The sequence below is a fragment of the Erythrobacter sp. SDW2 genome (assembly GCF_021431965.1).
Taxonomy (GTDB): domain Bacteria; phylum Pseudomonadota; class Alphaproteobacteria; order Sphingomonadales; family Sphingomonadaceae; genus Parerythrobacter.
Map to the genome: position 1 here is coordinate 1,168,749 of NZ_CP090370.1, position 16,608 is coordinate 1,185,356.

The following is a 16,608-nucleotide window of genomic DNA, read 5'->3' on the forward strand; positions in this document are numbered from 1 at the left end:
TTATTGATGCTCTCCGCAAGATCGACCTTCAGCCGCATTGTTGCCCTGTTCGCCCTGATGCTCGCGGCATTGATCGCAGCGCAGCCTGCGCAGGCGCAGGAAACCTATATCCGAGCTTCGCTCCTGGTGGAGGGGCCGGTTGCGCCCGGCGGCGAGGTGATGCTGGCGCTGCGGTTCCAGCCGGTCGCGCCCGAATGGCACGGATACTGGAAGAACCCGGGCGATGCCGGGCTGGGGATGCAGCTCGAATGGGACCTGCCCGATGGCGTGACGGTGGGCGAACCGCTCTATCCGGTGCCCAAGCGGCTGCTGATCGACGGGCTGATGAACCACATCTTCGAAGGCGACTATGCGGTGCTGGTTCCGCTGAAGCTGGCGCAGGACTGGCGCGGCGGGGACCGGCTCAATATCGGCGTCGAGGCCTTCTACCTCGCCTGCACCGACGAAATCTGCGTGCCGCAGGATGCCAAGCTTTCGACGACTGTCCCAATCGGCATTAGCGACAGCGACAGCAGCGACTTCACACAATGGCGCAGTGCGCTTGCTCCTCTGATCGAGAGCAAGGGCACCTTTGAAGTGAAAGGCGAGCTGCTGCGGGTTGCGATCCCGGTCCCGGCCTCGCTCGATGTCGGCATGCCGCACCTGTTCGTCGGCGCGCGCGAACTGGGCGATGGACTGCAACCCGCCTATGCCGCGCCGCAAGGCTTTGCCCGCAAGGGCGACTGGCTGGTGGCGGAAGTGCCGCTCAACCGGTTGGTGCTGCCCGCCGGGTCCAGCGTGGAGTTTGCGCCCGCACCGGATCAGATCGACGGCATCATCGCGTGGAGCGACAGCGAAGGCCTGCGCTTCGTTGCCGAACGCGGCAAGGTGCCGGGCGGGGGCACGCGGCTGATGGCGCGAGACAGTGAAACCCCGGCCCTGTGGCTGCTGCTGGCGGGGGCGCTGCTCGGCGGACTGTTGCTCAATGTCATGCCCTGCGTCTTCCCGATCCTGAGCCTCAAGGCGCTGAGCCTCGCCTGCGCCGGAGAAGGCGAGCGCGAGGCGCGGATCGAGGGGCTCGCTTATACCGCCGGGGTGGTACTGGCCTCCGTCGCGCTGGGCGCGATCATGCTGGCGCTGCGGGCGGCAGGCGAGCAGGTCGGCTGGGCCTTCCAGTTGCAGGAACCGGCGGTGGTCGTCGCACTGCTGGCGCTGGCAGTGCTGATCACGGCCAATCTGTGGGGGCTGTTCGAATTGCCGGGGCTGGCCATTTCCGGCGGCAGCACGCCGCGCGGGGCATTCACGACGGGGCTCCTGGCAGCGTTTGTGGCTACGCCTTGCACCGGCCCCTTCATGGCGGCGGCGCTGGGCGCGGCGCTGTTGCTCCCGACGCCTGTGGCGCTCTTGCTGTTCGCGGCCCTCGGGCTGGGGTTGGCGCTGCCGTTCCTGCTGCTCGGCTTCGTCCCCGCGTTTCGCAACCGCTTGCCCAAGCCGGGGCTGTGGATGGTGACCTTCCGCAAGGCACTGGCGGTGCCGATGGCGTTGACGGCGCTGGCGCTGATCTGGCTGCTGTGGCGGATGGGCGGCGCGATGTTTGCTGGAGCAGCATTTGGCGCGGCGCTCGGAGTTGTCCTCACAGTTGTTGCCATTCAGAAAGGCCAGAGGCCTCTAGCTGCAATCGAGCTGGCTGGTGCATTGATCTTCGCATCCATTGCGTACGTGCAGTTCGCACCGACGGCACCATCAGCCAACGAAAGCGTGCTCGAATCCGCTTCTTTCTCCCAAGATGCACTCTCTGAAGCCCGCGCCACCGGCCAACCCTTGTTCGTCTATTTCACCGCCGACTGGTGCGTCAGCTGCAAGGTCAACGAGAAGGTCGCCATCGAACGCGAGGCGACCCGCGCGGCGTTCGACAAGGCGGGCGTCATCACGCTCCGCGGGGACTGGACCCTGCGCCAGCCGGAGATTACCGAATTCCTCAGCGAACGCGGGGCGGCCGGCGTGCCGCTCTACCTGTGGTACGAGCCGGGAGCTGCTGAGCCGGAGCAATTGCCGCAACTGCTGGGGCCGGACAGCCTTATCGAGCTGGCTGGGCGGGAGCGGTAGCTTCCGCCCCGCTGCGGCAGGCATCGATCAGTTCGCGGGTCAGCGGGCTGGGGGCCATCACCAAAGTTCCTGCGCCCGGTACTGTCGCTTCGACTTCCCGGGTGCCGGTCAGCGCTTCGAGGTCAGGATTGTCGGCCGCAACCGATCCCTGCCACAGCCATGCGCGACCGTTCCAGGTCGAATCCACCGGCAGGCGCAAGGCATGGAAGTTTCCGACCAGCGCCATCATCGCCTGCGCCTCGCGGTCGGCCCGGACGAAGCGGGTGAAGGTGAGCTTGGCCTTCTCGCCCGTCCCCTCGCACTGCATGGCGAGGAGCGGCGTTTCCCCCGGCACACCGAACAGCAACCGCTTCGGCTGCTTGGCCGGGGCCCAGATCGCTTCGGTGGTGTCAGGCGAGGGAATAGGGGCCGAGGCTTGCGGCAGGTCGTCCTTGGCCAACCCGCGCTCCAGATAGTCGTCCGCCGCCGGCGGCTGGCACGCGGCGAGCAGGAGCAGCAATGCGGGGGCAATCCTCATGGCTGCGAAATGCGCGGGGCTGCATCCAGATGCAAGCCGTGTGTCCGCGCTGTCCTCAGCCCCCGCGAATGAACGCGCGGATATCGCGTGACAGCTTGGCCCGGTCTTCGTCGCGGACATACATCATGTGGCCCGCATCGTAGTAATGCCACTCGACCCGGTCCTGCGGGATGCCGGTCCGCTTGAGGGAATATTCGGCCCCGAAGAACGGCGTGGCAAAGTCGTAATAGCCCTGCGCCACGAAGGTCCGCAGGCCCGCATTCTGCCGCATCGCCTCGCCGATAAAGGGTGCGACATTGAGATAGGCCCCGCGGCCGCCGCCCGACAGCGACCATTCCCAATACCGCCCTGGCTCGCGCCCGATCGACTGGTACTCGCGGTCCGTCTGGAAGCCGAGCGTCTCGCGCGCCCAGCTGTTGATCGCGGCGGAATAGCCCGCGTCGATGCCGTAGAAACTGGGGTCGTTGTCCGGCGTTTCCCCGGCATTGTCGAAATCGCGCCCGGTGTAGCGGGAATCGAGCCGCCCGATGGTCAGGCCCCGGTCGCGCAGCAGTTCCTTGTAGAAGCGCTCCGAGGTGACGCGCAGGTTCGCCTGGTCGAGATAGGTTTCGGAAAGGCCGGTCAGCCGCGACAGTTCCTTGCGCACCGCAGCACGCTCGTCGGCAGGCAGGTCCTGCCCTTTGAGGAGCGCAGTGGCGAAGGGACCTATGGCGAACTGCCGCGCCTCCTCGACAATGGCTTCGACCGACGGAGCCTCGACCTTGCCGTGATAGTATGCGGCAGCGGCCATATTGGGCAGGGTGACGATATAGGCCAGCTCGTTGCCCGGCGTCGGCTCGCGCCCGGCGAAATCGAGAATGGTCGAGATCAGGATCAGCCCGTTGAGGCCGACATCATTGTAGGTGTTCCCCTCCAGCTCCCGCGCGACCATGGCGGTGCGGGTGGTGCCGTAGCTTTCGCCGCCGAGATACTTCGGGCTGTTCCAGCGGCCGTTCTGGTTGAGCCACAGCCGGATGACCTTGGCCACCGCGCGGGCATCGGCTTCGAGGCCGTAGTACTTCTTGGGATCGGTCCCCTCGGTCAGATAGCTGAAGCCGGTGCCCGGCGGGTCGATGAAGACGAGGTCGGCGACGTCGAGCAGGCTGTCGGGATTATCGAGCAGCGGATAGGGCGGCGCACCATCGTCGCGCGCGTCGCTGGGAATCGCCACCCGCTTGGGTCCGAAGGCGCCCATCTGCAGCCAGACCGAACCCGAGCCCGGCCCGCCGTTGAAGAGGAAGAACACCGGCCGCGACGGATCGCGCCCGGCCTTCACATAGCTGGTGGTGACGATCACAGCTTCGGGCGTGCCGTCATCGCCGGACAGCAGGTTTTCCTGGATCGTCGCCCGGTAATCGACCCGCTGCCCGCCGAAAGTGCCTGACATGTCGCGGGTGCGGGTCTGGAGTTCGGGGGTGGCGGGCTTGGCCTTTTCGGAAGCTGGCTTGTCCTGCGCGATAGCAACGGACGCGGCGGTGGTCGCAAAGCTGGCCGCGGCCAGAAGCGCAATTTGGCGGACGGATTTCATTCGGATAACTTCCCCTGATCTGACCCAAGAATGGCAGGGTCGCGCGGTCTGCGTCAACGCCTAGCTGGCCGCCCAATGAGTCTGTGAGCTAGCGGATTTCAGGGACAACCCCCGCTTCGGCGAGAAGCGCAAGATGATGATCCGACAGGAAACCATTGAACAGGTCTGGTTGGTCGACCGTTACATAAATGATGCCCCTCTCACCGCGCTCGACCCCGCCGGCTCCACACAACGATTGATCAACCGTACGCAGTTTGAGCTTCGCTCCGGTTCTGGCATCTCCGCGCAAAACCTTGAGTATCCTGAATTTCGCCTTTGAAACATTTGCTCCTGAGGTCGTGAGCGCCTGAACTTCCAGCACGAGAACCGCTGACCGCACGCGCTCGACGAACTCCCGGTCTTTCTGCAAAGCAAGCGCGGCCTTCTCCTCTGCCGTCATGGGCGGCGGAGGCGGTATGGTGCAGGCAGCGGCGGGGACAGCAAACGCCGCCGCCAAGACCAGCAGGACGGGGACAAGAAACCTCATGCCGGATGGCGTAGCACCGCAGGCCCGCAGGTCAATCAACGCATCTTCCGCTGCGTCCGCCCGTACCGCATCTTCCGCGTCCCCGGCTTGCCCTCGTTGCTCCGGCCCACCAGTGGAGCCTTCTTCTCGCCATCGGGGATGCCAAGCTCGTCGGCTTCCAGCCGCCTGATTTCGTCGCGCAGCCGCCCCGCCTCTTCGAACTCGAGGTTCGCCGCTGCATCGCGCATGCGTTTTTCGAGGTCTTCGATGTAAGCGCGAAGGTTATGCCCGACGAGGTTGTTGCGCTCGTCGTCGCCGGTGTCGACCACCACCGCGTCGCGGCTGGCGGCGTGGGCGACGATGTCGGCAATGTCGCGCCGGATCGTCTCGGGCGTGATGCCGTGTTCTTCGTTGTAGGCGCGCTGCTTCTCGCGGCGGCGGTCGGTTTCCGCAATCGCACGCTCCATGCTCCCGGTGACCCGGTCGGCATAGAGGATCACCCGGCCATCGACATTGCGCGCGGCGCGGCCGATGGTCTGCACCAGCGAGGTTTCGGAGCGCAGGAAGCCCTCCTTGTCGGCATCGAGGATGCACACCAGCCCGCATTCGGGAATGTCGAGCCCTTCTCGCAGCAGGTTGATCCCGATCAGCACGTCGTAGACGCCCAGCCGCAGGTCGCGGATCAGCTCGATGCGTTCGAGCGTCTCGACGTCGGAGTGCATATAGCGCACCCGCACCCCGGCCTCGTGCATGAATTCGGTCAGATCCTCGGCCATCCGTTTGGTCAGCGTGGTGACCAGCGTGCGGTAACCGAGTTTGGCCGTGGCGAGGCATTCCTGGATACAGTCCTGCACCTGATCCTCGACCGGGCGAATCTCGACCGGCGGGTCGATCAGTCCGGTGGGGCGGATGACCTGCTCGGCGAAGACGCCGCCCGATTGCTCCATCTCCCAGCCGCCCGGCGTGGCGCTGACGGCGAAGGTCTGCGGGCGCATCGCATCCCATTCGTTGAAGCGCAGCGGGCGGTTGTCGATGCAGCTCGGCAGGCGGAAACCATATTCGGCCAGCGTCAGCTTGCGGCGATGGTCCCCGCGCGCCATGGCCCCGATCTGCGGCACGGTCTGGTGGCTTTCATCGACGAACAGCAACGCGTTTTCGGGCAGGTATTCGAACAGCGTCGGCGGAGGCTCGCCGGGCAGGCGGCCGGTGAGGAAGCGGCTGTAGTTCTCGATACCCGCGCAGCTGCCGGTGGCGGCGATCATCTCGAGGTCGAAATTGGTTCGCTGCTCCAGCCGCTGGGCTTCGAGCAACCGGCCTTCGGCATGGAGCTCCTTGAGCCGTTCCTCGAGCTCGAACTTGATCGCTTCGGACGCCTGTTTCATCGTCGGGCCGGGGGTGACATAGTGGCTGTTGGCGTAGACCCGCACTTTCTCAAGCGTGTCGCCCTTCTTGCCGGTCAGCGGATCGAACTCGGCGATGGCCTCGATCTCGTCGCCGAAGAAGCTGATGCGCCACGCGGTGTCTTCCAGATGACTTGGGAAGATTTCCAGGCTGTCGCCCCGCACGCGGAAGTTGCCGCGCGCGAAGGCGGTATCGTTGCGCTTGTACTGCAGGGCGACCAGCTTGCGGATGATCTCGCGCTGGTCCTCGCTCGCCCCGACCTTGAGGTCGAAAATCATCGCCGAATAGGTCTCGACCGAACCGATACCGTAGAGGCACGAGACCGAGGCGACGATGATCACGTCGTCGCGCTCGAGCAAGGCGCGGGTGGCCGAGTGGCGCATCCGGTCGATCGCCTCGTTCACCGAGCTTTCCTTCTCGATATAGGTGTCGGACCGGGGCACATAGGCCTCGGGCTGGTAGTAGTCGTAATAGCTGACGAAATACTCGACCGCGTTGTTGGGGAAGAAGCTCTTGAACTCTCCATAGAGCTGCGCGGCGAGGATCTTGTTGGGGGCCAGCACCAGCGCGGGGCGCTGCAAGGTCTCGATCACCTTGGCCATGGTGAAGGTCTTGCCGCTGCCGGTCACCCCCAGCAGGACCTGGGTCTGTTCGCCGTCGCGCGCGCCCGCCACAAGCTCGGCAATCGCGGTCGGCTGATCGCCTGAAGGTTCGTAGTCGCTGACCAGCTCGAACCGCTTGCCGGGGAGCGATTTTTCGGGCCGCGCGGGGCGGTGGGGGACGAAATTCTCGCCGGTCTCGGGCTCGTCCAGCCCGCGCCTGATCACCAGTTCTGCCATGCGGTACATATGGAGAACCAAATCGCCCGCCACAAGGACCGGAATTGCGCATGTTACAGCTTCGCAGGTTCCCTTCTGCAGGAAAGGCTCTATCCTGCCGACAGTGGGCTTGAAGGGAGATGTGCGATGCGCAGGATTATTTCATGTGTGGCAGCCGGGGCAATCGTTTCGGTTCTGGCGGCGTGCTCGTCGGAGGCGGATAGCAACAGCGATGGCAAGATAACCGCCGAAGAGGCTCGGGCGGAGATGGCGGACGCGTCAATCAAGCCACTGCCGGGACAATACAAGATGACGATGACCTTCAAGTCGGCCAAGATCCCGGGTGCTCCGGCCAGCATGATCGACATGATGGGCAAATCGATGTCCCAGACCATGGAATATTGCCTGACCAAGGAAGAGGCCGACAAGGGCTTCCAAGATGCGCTGAGCAAGGGGCAGGATGACAACTGCACGATCGAGCGCATGGACATGGACGGCGGCCAGGTCGACATGGCGATGAAATGCAACGATCCCGCGTCGGGCCCGATGGACATTGCTTTTACAGGAGAGGTTACCCCGACCAGTAGCGACCTTTCGATGAAGATGAAGGGCAAGCTGGGCAACCAGTTCGACGCCGACATCGAGATGACAATGCAGCAGGAACGGCTGGGAGATTGCGCCAAGTGATAGCGGTGAGAGCTATCGCGACTGGCGTTCTGGTGTCGGCGGCGCTCGCCGGGTGCAGCGAGCCTGCCCCCATGACCGATGCGGACGTACTGGCCGAAGCAGGCAAGCTCGCAAATCCCGGACCGGGTCTGTATCAGCAGACCACTGAGATTGTGTCTGCCGAGGTCCCGGGTGCGGCGCCGGAACAGGCCGACCGGCTGCGCGACCAGTTGTCCGGCATCGAGAAGAAATCGGCGCGCCTGTGCGTGACCGAGGAACAGGCTGCGGCGGGTTTTCAGCAGCTGCTCAAGGAAATTGCCGATGGGCTCAACGGGATGGAGTGCGGTTTCACGGCGTTCGAAGCCAGCCCGCCGCGAATGAATGCAACCCTGGCGTGCACGGGTGCCGGGGAAGCGAAGGCCGGCCTCAAGATGGCGGGCACGACGTCTGCCGACGGCTATGACGTGACGATGGACCTCGATGCCAGCGGCCCCCACATCGCCGGCGGTTCGATGACCATGCGCATGAAAGTGGTGTCGCAACGAACGGGAGATTGCCCGTCGCCCGGCAGCACGGAACTGCCTCCAGAAGTCGAGCGGTAAAGCCCGCAATTATTCGGCTTGCGTTCAGCGGAACCGTCGCAGAGTGTGACGGTTGCATGACCATGACCGCCCCTCTGACACCAAAACTTCGCATTCCGCTCGATCGGGCGGAGCTTGCGCGGCGCGTTGCCCTGGCACGCGAGGCCGAGGACCAGGCGACGCCGCGCCCGCATATGCGCCATCTCTTGGGCGAGTTCTCGGCTCTCTCTTATCCGTTCCGCAAGCTCTACGCCCGAAAGGTGCAGCGCTATGCCTTACCCAAGGCCAAATCGCCGCAGACGGTCATGTTGCTGCCCGGTTTCGCCACCCATCCGGAGCGGATGCGCTATTTTGCCGAGACGCTCGAAGCGGCGGGACACACCGTCAAACGCTGGGGTCTGGGGTTCAATTTCGGGCCTAGCGAAGAGAATTTCGCCGCGCTTGAGCAGCGGCTGCTCGACCTGCACCGGCGGGCCGGTGAGCCTGTCACCCTCGTTGGCTGGAGTCTCGGTGGCCTGTTCGCGCGCGAACTGGCCAAGTTGCACCCTGATGCGGTGGCCAAGGTGATCACCATGGGGACGCCGTTTTCCTATTCGCCGCGCGCCAATAATGCCTGGCGGATCTACCAGTTTGTCGCCGGTCACCGGGTCGAGGCACCGCCAATTGCCAAGGACATCAGGGCGAAACCGCCGGTCGAGACCGTCGCGCTGTGGAGCGCCAATGACGGCATTGTCCATCCCCGTGCGGCTTGCGGCAAACCTGGCGAACGCGATCGGGCGGTCGCCCTTCGCTGCCGCCACATGGGCTTTGCCCATTCGCACGAAGCCATCGAGGCAGTTGCAAGGGAACTCGATCGGAGCTAGCCCATTGAGCGGGAGAGACAAGGCGACCGCCTTGCGACTTCCTTTGGGGATCCGATGCCAGAAGGGCGCGACTATTTCGATGAGCGCAGCGATAGCGAAGGCGCGATCCGCCCCGCTTACCGCGATTATGACGCCTGGTACCAGTCGCAGGACAATGGCTATCTCCGCCGCAAGCACCTCGAGGCAGAGGGGCAGTTTCGCCGCACCGGGATCACGTTCAATGTCTATGGCGAGGACGAGGCCGAGGAACGGCTGATCCCTTTCGATATGGTGCCGCGCATCATTACCGCGCCCGAATGGCGTCGGCTGAGCCGCGGGATCGAGCAGCGCGTTCGGGCGATCAACGCTTTCCTCTATGATCTCTACCACCGGCAGGAGATCGTCCGCGCCGGGCGCATCCCTGAGCGGCTGTTCCGCAACAATGCGGCCTGGTTGCCGGAAATGGTCGGCTTCACGCCGCCGGGCGGCGTCTATACCCATATCGTCGGGATCGACCTGGTCCGGACGGGCCCTGACGAGTGGTACGTGCTGGAAGATAATGCCCGCACGCCCAGCGGCGTCTCCTACATGCTGGAAAACCGCGAAACGATGATGGGCATGTTCCCCGAGCTGTTCTCCAGCGTCGGGGTCGAGCAGGTTTCCAACTATCCGCGCCGGCTGGCCAAGAGCCTGGCCGATTGCGCTCCCGATTGCGCCAGCGGCAAGCCGGTGGTCGCGGTGCTGACGCCGGGTATCTACAACAGCGCTTACTTCGAACATGCCTTCCTCGCCGACCAGATGGGGGCGGAACTGGTCGAGGGCAGCGATCTCAGGGTTATCGATGGACGGGTGCAGATGCGTTGCACGCGCGGGTTCCACCCGGTCGATGTCATCTATCGCCGCGTGGATGACGAATATCTCGACCCGCTGACCTTCAATCCCGCCAGCGCGCTGGGCGTTCCGGGAATCATGGATGTCTATCGCGCGGGAAAGATCACCATCGCCAACGCCCCTGGTACAGGCGTGGCGGACGACAAGGCGATCTACAGTTTCATGCCGGAGATCGTGGAGTTCTACACCGGCGAGAAGCCGCTGCTGCCCAACGTCCAGACCTGGCGCTGTGCCGACAAGGACAGCCTGAAATACGTGCTCGACAACCTTGCCGAACTGGTGGTCAAGGAAGTCCACGGCTCGGGCGGCTACGGCATGCTGATCGGGCCGACATCGTCGAAGCGCGAAATTGCTGCCTTCCGCAAGAAACTGGAAGCCAACCCGACCAACTATATCGCCCAGCCCACGCTTTCGCTGTCGACCTGCCCGATCTTCACCAAGCAGGGCCTCGCTCCGCGTCATGTGGATCTGCGGCCTTTCGTGCTGGTTTCGCCTGACCGGATCGACATCACCCCGGGCGGTCTCACCCGCGTGGCGCTCAAGAAAGGATCGCTGGTGGTCAATTCCAGCCAGGGCGGCGGGACCAAGGATACGTGGGTGCTGAAGGAATGAGCGACGCTGAAGGCAAGAGGGGGGCGAAAGCGTGCTAGGCCGGACAGCTCACAGCCTGTTCTGGATGTTCCGCTATCTGGAACGGGCAGAGAACACCGCCCGCATCCTGCAGGCAGGCCTGCGGATGGCACTGACCCGCGATATCCAGCTGGCCGAAGCCGAATGGCGCTCGATCCTCCAGACGACCGGCCGGCACGAAGCCTATGAGCTGCACAACGGAACCTACACCGGGATGCAGGCATGGAACTTCATCCTGCGCGACAAGGGCAATCCGTCGAGCGTGATGGACATGCTCGATGCGGTCCGAAACAACGCCCGGACATCGCGCAACGCGATCAGCAGCGAGCTGTGGGAAGTGATCAACGAAAGCTGGATGCTGGTGCGCGACATGCTGGCGCGCCCTGTCACCCAGGGGCAGGTCGGCCATGTCCTCGCCGCGATCCGCCGGGCCGGAACGCTGGCGCATGGCGCCATGGCCGGCTCGATGCTGCGCGACGAGGGCTATCATTTCGCTCGCGCCGGGACCTTTCTGGAGCGGGCCGACAGCACCGCCCGCATCCTCGATATCAAGTACTACCTGCTGCTGCCGTCGCTGTCCTATGTCGGTTCCAGCCTCGACACCGGGCAATGGGAGAACATCCTGCGTTCGGTCTCCGGCGACCGCGCCTATAGCTGGCTCAACGCCGGGCAGATCGAACCGCGCGGGATTGTGCAGTTCATGGTGCTCGACCGACGTTTCCCGCGCAGCCTCGCTTTCTGCCACGACGCTCTGCGTGACGAGTTGGCAGCGCTGGCCAGGCTGCATCGCGAGGAAGGGCGCAGCAACGAACTGATGCGGCAGGCGGATATGCGGCTGACCGACCTGACCGTCGATGCAATCTTCGAACAGGGTCTGCACCAGTTCCTGATCGATTTCATGGCCACCAATGCCGATATCGCCAATGCGATCGGCGAAGACTATCGGTTCCTTGTCTGATGCGCCTCGCTGTTCGCCATACCACGCACTACACCTACGATGTTCCGGCCATACACGGGCTGCAGCGCTTGCGGCTGACACCCAAGTCCACCCAGGGGCAGCAGATCATCGACTGGCAAATGCGTTACGAGAACGCGCGCGAGGAGTTGTCCTACGAAGACCAGCACCACAACACTGTTACCCTGGTGTCTGTCGCGGAGGGGGCTCGCCACGTCGCCATCGAATGCACCGGCACGGTCGAGACCGAGGACAAGGCCGGGATAATTGGCCGCCATTCCGGGCATCTTCCGCTGTGGAGCTTCATGGGCCAGACCCCTCTGACCAAGCCGGGGCCAAGGTTGCGCGGCTTGCTCCGCGAAACTGGTACGGTCGGCGATGACCGGCTCGACTGGCTCCACCGCCTGTCCGCCGCCGTGCGCGAGGGTGTCGCCTACCGCATCGGCGAAACAGGTGTCACCACCACCGCCGAACAGGCGCTGGAGCAGGGCAGCGGTGTGTGCCAGGACCATGCCCATGTGTTCCTTGCCGCCGCGCGCTTGGCCGATGTTCCGGCGCGTTATGTCAGCGGCTACCTGATGATGGACGACCGGGTCGAGCAGGATGCAACCCACGCCTGGGCCGAAGCGCATGTCGACGGGCTGGGGTGGGTCGGGTTCGATATTTCCAACGGGATCAGCCCCGATCGCAGATATGTCCGCGTCGCCACCGGGCGCGACTATCGCGATGCAGCCCCTGTGACGGGCATCAGCGTCGGAGGACGGCAGGCGGGGATGGAAGTGCAGGTGGCGGTGGCACAGCAGACCGCCGAACAGTAGGGCAGACCTGCGGGAACGATTCGGGGAAGCGGACAAATGACCTATTGCGTGGGCATGGTGCTGGACAAGGGACTGGTGTTGATGAGCGACACCCGCACCAATTCGGGGGTCGACAACATTTCCACCTTTCGCAAGATGTTTCACTGGACGGTGCCCGGAGAGAGAGTGATCACCGTCCTTTCCGCCGGCAACCTCGCGACCACGCAGGCGGTGGTGAGCAAGCTGGAAGAGCGGACCAAGCTGCCCGGGGATCGCGAAAATTCGCTGCTGGGCATGCCGACCATGTTCACTGTCGCGACGGAAATCGGCCGCCTGTTGCGCGACACGATCGACACGCGGCAGAAGGCCAATGGCGACACCGCGCGGACCCGGTTCAACGCCTCGATCATCCTTGCCGGCCAGATCGCCGGGATGGAGCCACGCCTGTTCCTGATCTATCCCGAAGGCAATTTCATCGAGGCGAGCAGCGACACGCCCTTCTTCCAGATCGGCGAACTCAAATATGGCCGCCCGATCATCCTGCGCGCCTATGACCGGGGGATGAGCTTCGAGGATGCGGTCAAGCTGCTGATGGTCAGCTTCGATTCCACGCTCAAGGCCAACCTTTCGGTCGGTATGCCGCTAGACCTTATGGTAATCGAACGCGACCGGTTCGAGCCGAGCCATTCGCGCCGGATCACTCCAGAGGACCCCTTCTTCCAGGAAATCTCCTCGCGCTGGGGCGATGCACTGAAAGATGCCTTCCACTCGCTCCCGGCGTTCAGTTTCGACGAATAGGTAAAGTCCCCTAGAAATTCCCCTTATCCGGTCAATTACGATCCGATTCTATACTTAGAATTCGTCCATTTCGGATGGAAAAGCTCGCTGGCTCGCCACTGGCGAATTGTAAAATCATGGCGTCCTAATAAATCGGTTCCGGTTGGAACCCCCGTTCCGTAGCTCGACGTGTTGCGACAACTTGATGTCATGATACGTCGACTGATCCTCCACTGCACCGATCATGACAGCCGAACCCGAGCCGAGTTGTCACGGGCTGCGTTCGCCCTTGGCCACCATGCCGAAGTCTATGGTTCGATCGAGGATCTGGCCGAGTACCATCCGCGTGACGGCATCATCCTGGCACGCGACAATTCGGCCGATGGCGGAATCGCCCAGTTCATTGCCGCGCTGGCCGATGGCGGCATCTGGCTGCCCGTGGTGGCAACGGCTACGCATCCCACCACCGCGCAGATCGTGGCAGCGGTGAAGGGCGGCGCGCTGGATTACTTGACGCTACCTGTCGAGACCGAGCGGCTAGCCGCGATGCTGGAACGCATCGCCGATGATGTCGAACGCGTGCAGGCCGAGCGCCGCCGGATGCTGGAAGCGCGCGGGCGTATCGCCTCGCTTTCGGCCCGCGAGCGCGAAGTGCTCGAATGGCTCGCGGAGGGCAGCAGCAACAAGACCATCGCCCGGGAGCTCGAGATCAGTCCCCGTACGGTCGAAATCCACCGCGCCAACATGATGAACAAGCTGGGCGCACGCCACGCCGCTGAAGCGGTGCGGCTGCGGATCGAAGCCCGAATCGATCCTGCTCCCTTTGACTGACTCCGACCCGAAGTGTGTGCGCGGCTGGCAAGAACCGGTCACCTCCTGTCCCCATGCGGGGTGGCCTGCTCGCAGCATCAGCGGCAGAAGCTGGACGGACCCCATTCCAGGTGCAGATGGTCGTGGTGTGCGGCGTTGTATTCCGGGCTCAGCACGGTGCCGAACCGCTTGCAGGCGCTTTGCTGCACGACGCGAAGGAACTCGCGCTCTTCCCTGCTGCCTCCATGCCAGTGGTCGAGCACACTGATCCGGCGGCCATCCTCGAGAACGAATGCTGCGACATCGACTGCTTCGGCGCGGGCGTGGGCGGAGCGCTTGGAACTGCCTGCGACATTCCGGCAGGCATAGCTGCCCATGGTTTCGATCCGGCGTAGCGGGCTGCCGAGGATCTTTCGCGCCGCGCGATCCACACCGAAGCGAGCCCAGCCGCTCAACGCCTCTGCCGTCGGGCAGGTCACCGGGCCGATATTGGCCAGCTCGAGCGATGAACGGTCACCGGCGAGGCTACTGAGAGATACGGCGTTGATGGCCGAGCAGCCGGCGCCGTAATATTTGTCGGGCAAGGCCTCGAAGCGCGAACCAGTCGCACTCAGCTGCGCGAGGCATTGTTGGCCCTGCGGGCTGATTGCGATGGCTTGCGATCGCGCCGGAGCTGCGGTCGTACGCTGTGACTTGCCGTCGGGCACGAGATTGCCGCAGGCGGCGAGGGCCGGAGCCAGAAGCAAGAGAACGACAAGACTGCGCATACGCGCATTGTCGTGAAAGATGGTTAACAGCGTCCTAAAGCACGCCCGCCCTGCCGCAGATGCGCTTCGTCAGGGCGCTTCCATCTGCTGCCAGAGCTCGATCTTGACCCCGTCAGGGTCGAGGATCCAGGCAAACCGGCCGTAGCCTTCATCGGCATAGCCAAGCACCTCTACGCCCTTGGCCTTGAGCTGTTCGACGATGGCCACGCAGTCATCGACCCGCAGGTTGATCATGAAGCCGCCCTTGCCGGGCCGGACGTACTTGTCATCCGCGAAATGGCTGATGAGCGAATAGGGCTTCTCAGCGGTCTCCTCCGACCAATCGAGCTGTGGGCCGTATTCGCCGTCGATGCCCAGCACCTCACGGTACCATGCCCGCGTCGCTTCGGGGTCTTTCACGACGTAGAACACCCCGCCCAGGCCGGTCACCTTCGCCATGACGTCAGCTCCTTTGCATGGCCCCCGATACCAGCCAGATCGCCAGCCACGAAGCGATGAAGCCGGGGATGATCTCGTACACGCCGGGTCCGCCCATGAAGGCGGCATTCCAGCCGAGCGCAATCCAGACGATGACCACCACCGCGCCCGTGACGAGGCCTGCCAGCGCGCCATCGCCGGTCATGCGGTCCCATGTCAGCGACAGGATGATCAGCGGCCCGAACGCAGCACCGAACCCGGCCCAGGCGTTGGAGACCAGGCCCAGCACCTGGCTGTCCGGATCGCCCGCAATCACGATCGCCACCAGCGCGACTGCCAGCACGCTCAGCCGCCCGATATTGACGCTCTCGCGCTCGGTGGCGTTCTTGCGCAGGAACAGGCGGTAGAAATCCTCGGTCAACGAACTCGAAGCGACCAGCAATTGCGAGCTGATGGTGCTCATCACCGCTGCCAGCAAGGCAGCAAGCAGGAAGCCGGTCACGAGCGGGTGGAACAGCGTTTCGGCCAGCAGGATGAAGATCGTTTCCGGATCCTCCAGCGTCATGCCGTTGCGTTCGACATAAGCACGGCCCGCCAGGCCTACGCCAATGGTGCCGATCAGGCACACGCCCATCCAGCTCATGCCGATGGCGCGCGCCTTGGGCACGTCTGCAACGCTGCGCAGCGCCATGAAGCGTACGATGATATGCGGCTGGCCGAAATAGCCGAGGCCCCATGTCACCGCACTGAGGAACCCGATGAAGGTCAGCCCGTGGGTCAGGCTGAGGAAGCCTTCCTGCGGCACCGCCACGATGCTGGCGCCGGAAGCGCCGCCGGGGCCGAACATCACCACCAGCGGCATCACGACCAGCGCTGTGACCATGATCAGGCCCTGCACGAAGTCGGTCAGGCTGACGGCCAGGAACCCGCCGACCATGGTGTAGGCCAGCACCACGCCGGCAGTAACCCAAAGCCCCGTGGCATAGTCGCTCATCCCGCCGATATTGCCGAACAGCCCGGCAAAGCTGGTCTCGAACAGCTTGCCCCCGGCGACGAGGCCCGAAGCGGTATAGACGCTGAAGAAAGTGACGACGATCACCGCGCTGATCACCCGCAGAGCGACCGCGCGGTTGGGGAAACGGTTGGCGAGGAATTCGGGGATGGTCAGCGCATTGCCCAGGTCCTCGGTCTGCTGGCGCAGCCGCGGGGCGACGACGATCCAGTTGACCAGCGCGCCCGCAAACAGTCCGATCCCGATCCACGCCTCGACCAGCCCGGCTGCATAGAGCGCACCGGGCAAGCCGAGCAGCAGCCAACCCGACATGTCCGACGCCCCGGCAGAGAGCGCCGCGACGGCGGGTGAAAGGTTGCGGCCACCGAGCAGATAGCCTTCGCTGTCCTCGGTCGATTTGCGCCAGGCATACAATCCGATGCCGAGCATGAGGATGAAATAGACGGCGAGTGAAATCAGGGTTCCGGTCTGCATGGGGCAGACGGGTAACAAACCGGCGAACGCTTGGCCACCGCTGTCGTCGGAACCGGAAAGAGGCGGACTTCAGGGGAAGTCCGCCTCTCGGGTTGG

General features: G+C 64.2%; 16 protein-coding genes. 9 read left to right on the plus strand and 7 right to left on the minus strand.

The window, feature by feature from the left end; translation table 11 throughout:
* Positions 1–6: 6 nt before the first annotated feature.
* Positions 7–2,085 carry a protein-disulfide reductase DsbD gene (locus tag LY632_RS05625; protein ID WP_234092821.1) on the plus strand — a complete coding sequence of 693 codons (2,079 nt, stop codon included), beginning with the start codon at positions 7–9 and terminating at the stop codon, positions 2,083–2,085.
* On the opposite strand, the gene LY632_RS05630 is transcribed toward LY632_RS05625, so the two are convergent.
* From LY632_RS05630 to uvrB, 4 genes are all read right to left on the minus strand, one after another.
* Positions 2,057–2,602, minus strand: a complete 546-nt coding sequence (locus LY632_RS05630; protein WP_234092822.1) for a hypothetical protein — start codon at positions 2,600–2,602, stop codon at positions 2,057–2,059. The genes LY632_RS05625 and LY632_RS05630 overlap by 29 nt on opposite strands.
* A gap of 55 nt (positions 2,603–2,657) precedes the next feature.
* Positions 2,658–4,169, minus strand: a complete 1,512-nt coding sequence (locus LY632_RS05635; RefSeq protein ID WP_234092823.1) for a S10 family peptidase — start codon at positions 4,167–4,169, stop codon at positions 2,658–2,660.
* An 88-nt stretch (positions 4,170–4,257) separates the two neighbouring features.
* Complete coding sequence (locus tag LY632_RS05640) at positions 4,258–4,695, minus strand: hypothetical protein (protein WP_234092824.1); 438 nt, start codon at positions 4,693–4,695, stop codon at positions 4,258–4,260.
* 35 nt (positions 4,696–4,730) lie between these two features.
* Positions 4,731–6,914, minus strand: a complete 2,184-nt coding sequence (uvrB, locus tag LY632_RS05645) for an excinuclease ABC subunit UvrB (RefSeq protein WP_234092825.1) — start codon at positions 6,912–6,914, stop codon at positions 4,731–4,733.
* A 126-nt stretch (positions 6,915–7,040) separates the two neighbouring features.
* Between uvrB and LY632_RS05650 the strand changes: the two genes are divergently transcribed.
* The 8 genes from LY632_RS05650 (at position 7,041) to LY632_RS05685 (ending at position 13,863) form a co-directional block, all read left to right on the plus strand.
* Positions 7,041–7,580 (plus strand): DUF3617 domain-containing protein, encoded by a 540-nt coding sequence (locus tag LY632_RS05650; protein ID WP_234092826.1) that lies wholly within the window; start codon positions 7,041–7,043, stop codon positions 7,578–7,580.
* A gap of 71 nt (positions 7,581–7,651) precedes the next feature.
* Entirely contained in the window at positions 7,652–8,161 is a 510-nt protein-coding gene (locus tag LY632_RS05655) for a DUF3617 domain-containing protein (protein ID WP_234092827.1), read from the plus strand.
* 56 nt (positions 8,162–8,217) lie between these two features.
* Positions 8,218–9,003, plus strand: a complete 786-nt coding sequence (locus tag LY632_RS05660) for a triacylglycerol lipase (RefSeq protein ID WP_234092828.1) — start codon at positions 8,218–8,220, stop codon at positions 9,001–9,003.
* A 54-nt stretch (positions 9,004–9,057) separates the two neighbouring features.
* The gene (locus tag LY632_RS05665; RefSeq protein ID WP_234092829.1) at positions 9,058–10,485 is read left to right on the plus strand and encodes a circularly permuted type 2 ATP-grasp protein; all 1,428 of its coding nucleotides are present in this window, start codon (positions 9,058–9,060) and stop codon (positions 10,483–10,485) included.
* A 31-nt stretch (positions 10,486–10,516) separates the two neighbouring features.
* Positions 10,517–11,461, plus strand: a complete 945-nt coding sequence (locus tag LY632_RS05670; protein ID WP_234092830.1) for an alpha-E domain-containing protein — start codon at positions 10,517–10,519, stop codon at positions 11,459–11,461.
* Entirely contained in the window at positions 11,461–12,276 is an 816-nt protein-coding gene (locus tag LY632_RS05675; RefSeq protein WP_234092831.1) for a transglutaminase family protein, read from the plus strand. Before LY632_RS05670 ends, LY632_RS05675 begins: the two co-directional genes overlap by 1 nt.
* 36 nt (positions 12,277–12,312) lie before the next feature.
* Complete coding sequence (locus LY632_RS05680; protein ID WP_234092832.1) at positions 12,313–13,053, plus strand: proteasome-type protease; 741 nt, start codon at positions 12,313–12,315, stop codon at positions 13,051–13,053.
* A gap of 189 nt (positions 13,054–13,242) precedes the next feature.
* A complete protein-coding gene (locus LY632_RS05685) occupies positions 13,243–13,863 on the plus strand; it encodes a response regulator transcription factor (protein ID WP_234092833.1) in 621 nt (206 codons plus the stop codon).
* Positions 13,864–13,940: 77 nt separating this feature from the next.
* On the opposite strand, the gene LY632_RS05690 is transcribed toward LY632_RS05685, so the two are convergent.
* The 3 genes from LY632_RS05690 to putP form a co-directional block, all read right to left on the minus strand.
* Positions 13,941–14,609, minus strand: a complete 669-nt coding sequence (locus tag LY632_RS05690) for an extensin family protein (RefSeq protein WP_234092834.1) — start codon at positions 14,607–14,609, stop codon at positions 13,941–13,943.
* 69 nt (positions 14,610–14,678) lie between these two features.
* The gene (locus tag LY632_RS05695; RefSeq protein WP_234092835.1) at positions 14,679–15,047 is read right to left on the minus strand and encodes a VOC family protein; all 369 of its coding nucleotides are present in this window, start codon (positions 15,045–15,047) and stop codon (positions 14,679–14,681) included.
* A 4-nt stretch (positions 15,048–15,051) separates the two neighbouring features.
* Entirely contained in the window at positions 15,052–16,512 is a 1,461-nt protein-coding gene (gene putP, locus LY632_RS05700) for a sodium/proline symporter PutP (RefSeq protein WP_234092836.1), read from the minus strand.
* Positions 16,513–16,608: the final 96 nt, after the last annotated feature.

What these genes read in the sequence shown, in the direction of transcription:
- LY632_RS05625 (WP_234092821.1), top strand. Translation starts at nt 7, where the DNA reads ATGCTCTCCGCAAGATCGACCTTCAGCCGCATTGTTGCCCTGTTCGCC.
- LY632_RS05630 (WP_234092822.1), bottom strand. Translation starts at nt 2,602, where the DNA reads ATGAGGATTGCCCCCGCATTGCTGCTCCTGCTCGCCGCGTGCCAGCCG.
- LY632_RS05635 (WP_234092823.1), bottom strand. Translation starts at nt 4,169, where the DNA reads ATGAAATCCGTCCGCCAAATTGCGCTTCTGGCCGCGGCCAGCTTTGCG.
- LY632_RS05640 (WP_234092824.1), bottom strand. Translation starts at nt 4,695, where the DNA reads ATGAGGTTTCTTGTCCCCGTCCTGCTGGTCTTGGCGGCGGCGTTTGCT.
- uvrB (WP_234092825.1), bottom strand. Translation starts at nt 6,914, where the DNA reads ATGGCAGAACTGGTGATCAGGCGCGGGCTGGACGAGCCCGAGACCGGC.
- LY632_RS05650 (WP_234092826.1), top strand. Translation starts at nt 7,041, where the DNA reads ATGCGCAGGATTATTTCATGTGTGGCAGCCGGGGCAATCGTTTCGGTT.
- LY632_RS05655 (WP_234092827.1), top strand. Translation starts at nt 7,652, where the DNA reads ATGACCGATGCGGACGTACTGGCCGAAGCAGGCAAGCTCGCAAATCCC.
- LY632_RS05660 (WP_234092828.1), top strand. Translation starts at nt 8,218, where the DNA reads ATGACCATGACCGCCCCTCTGACACCAAAACTTCGCATTCCGCTCGAT.
- LY632_RS05665 (WP_234092829.1), top strand. Translation starts at nt 9,058, where the DNA reads ATGCCAGAAGGGCGCGACTATTTCGATGAGCGCAGCGATAGCGAAGGC.
- LY632_RS05675 (WP_234092831.1), top strand. Translation starts at nt 11,461, where the DNA reads ATGCGCCTCGCTGTTCGCCATACCACGCACTACACCTACGATGTTCCG.
- LY632_RS05680 (WP_234092832.1), top strand. Translation starts at nt 12,313, where the DNA reads ATGACCTATTGCGTGGGCATGGTGCTGGACAAGGGACTGGTGTTGATG.
- LY632_RS05685 (WP_234092833.1), top strand. Translation starts at nt 13,243, where the DNA reads ATGATACGTCGACTGATCCTCCACTGCACCGATCATGACAGCCGAACC.
- LY632_RS05690 (WP_234092834.1), bottom strand. Translation starts at nt 14,609, where the DNA reads ATGCGCAGTCTTGTCGTTCTCTTGCTTCTGGCTCCGGCCCTCGCCGCC.
- LY632_RS05695 (WP_234092835.1), bottom strand. Translation starts at nt 15,047, where the DNA reads ATGGCGAAGGTGACCGGCCTGGGCGGGGTGTTCTACGTCGTGAAAGAC.
- putP (WP_234092836.1), bottom strand. Translation starts at nt 16,512, where the DNA reads ATGCAGACCGGAACCCTGATTTCACTCGCCGTCTATTTCATCCTCATG.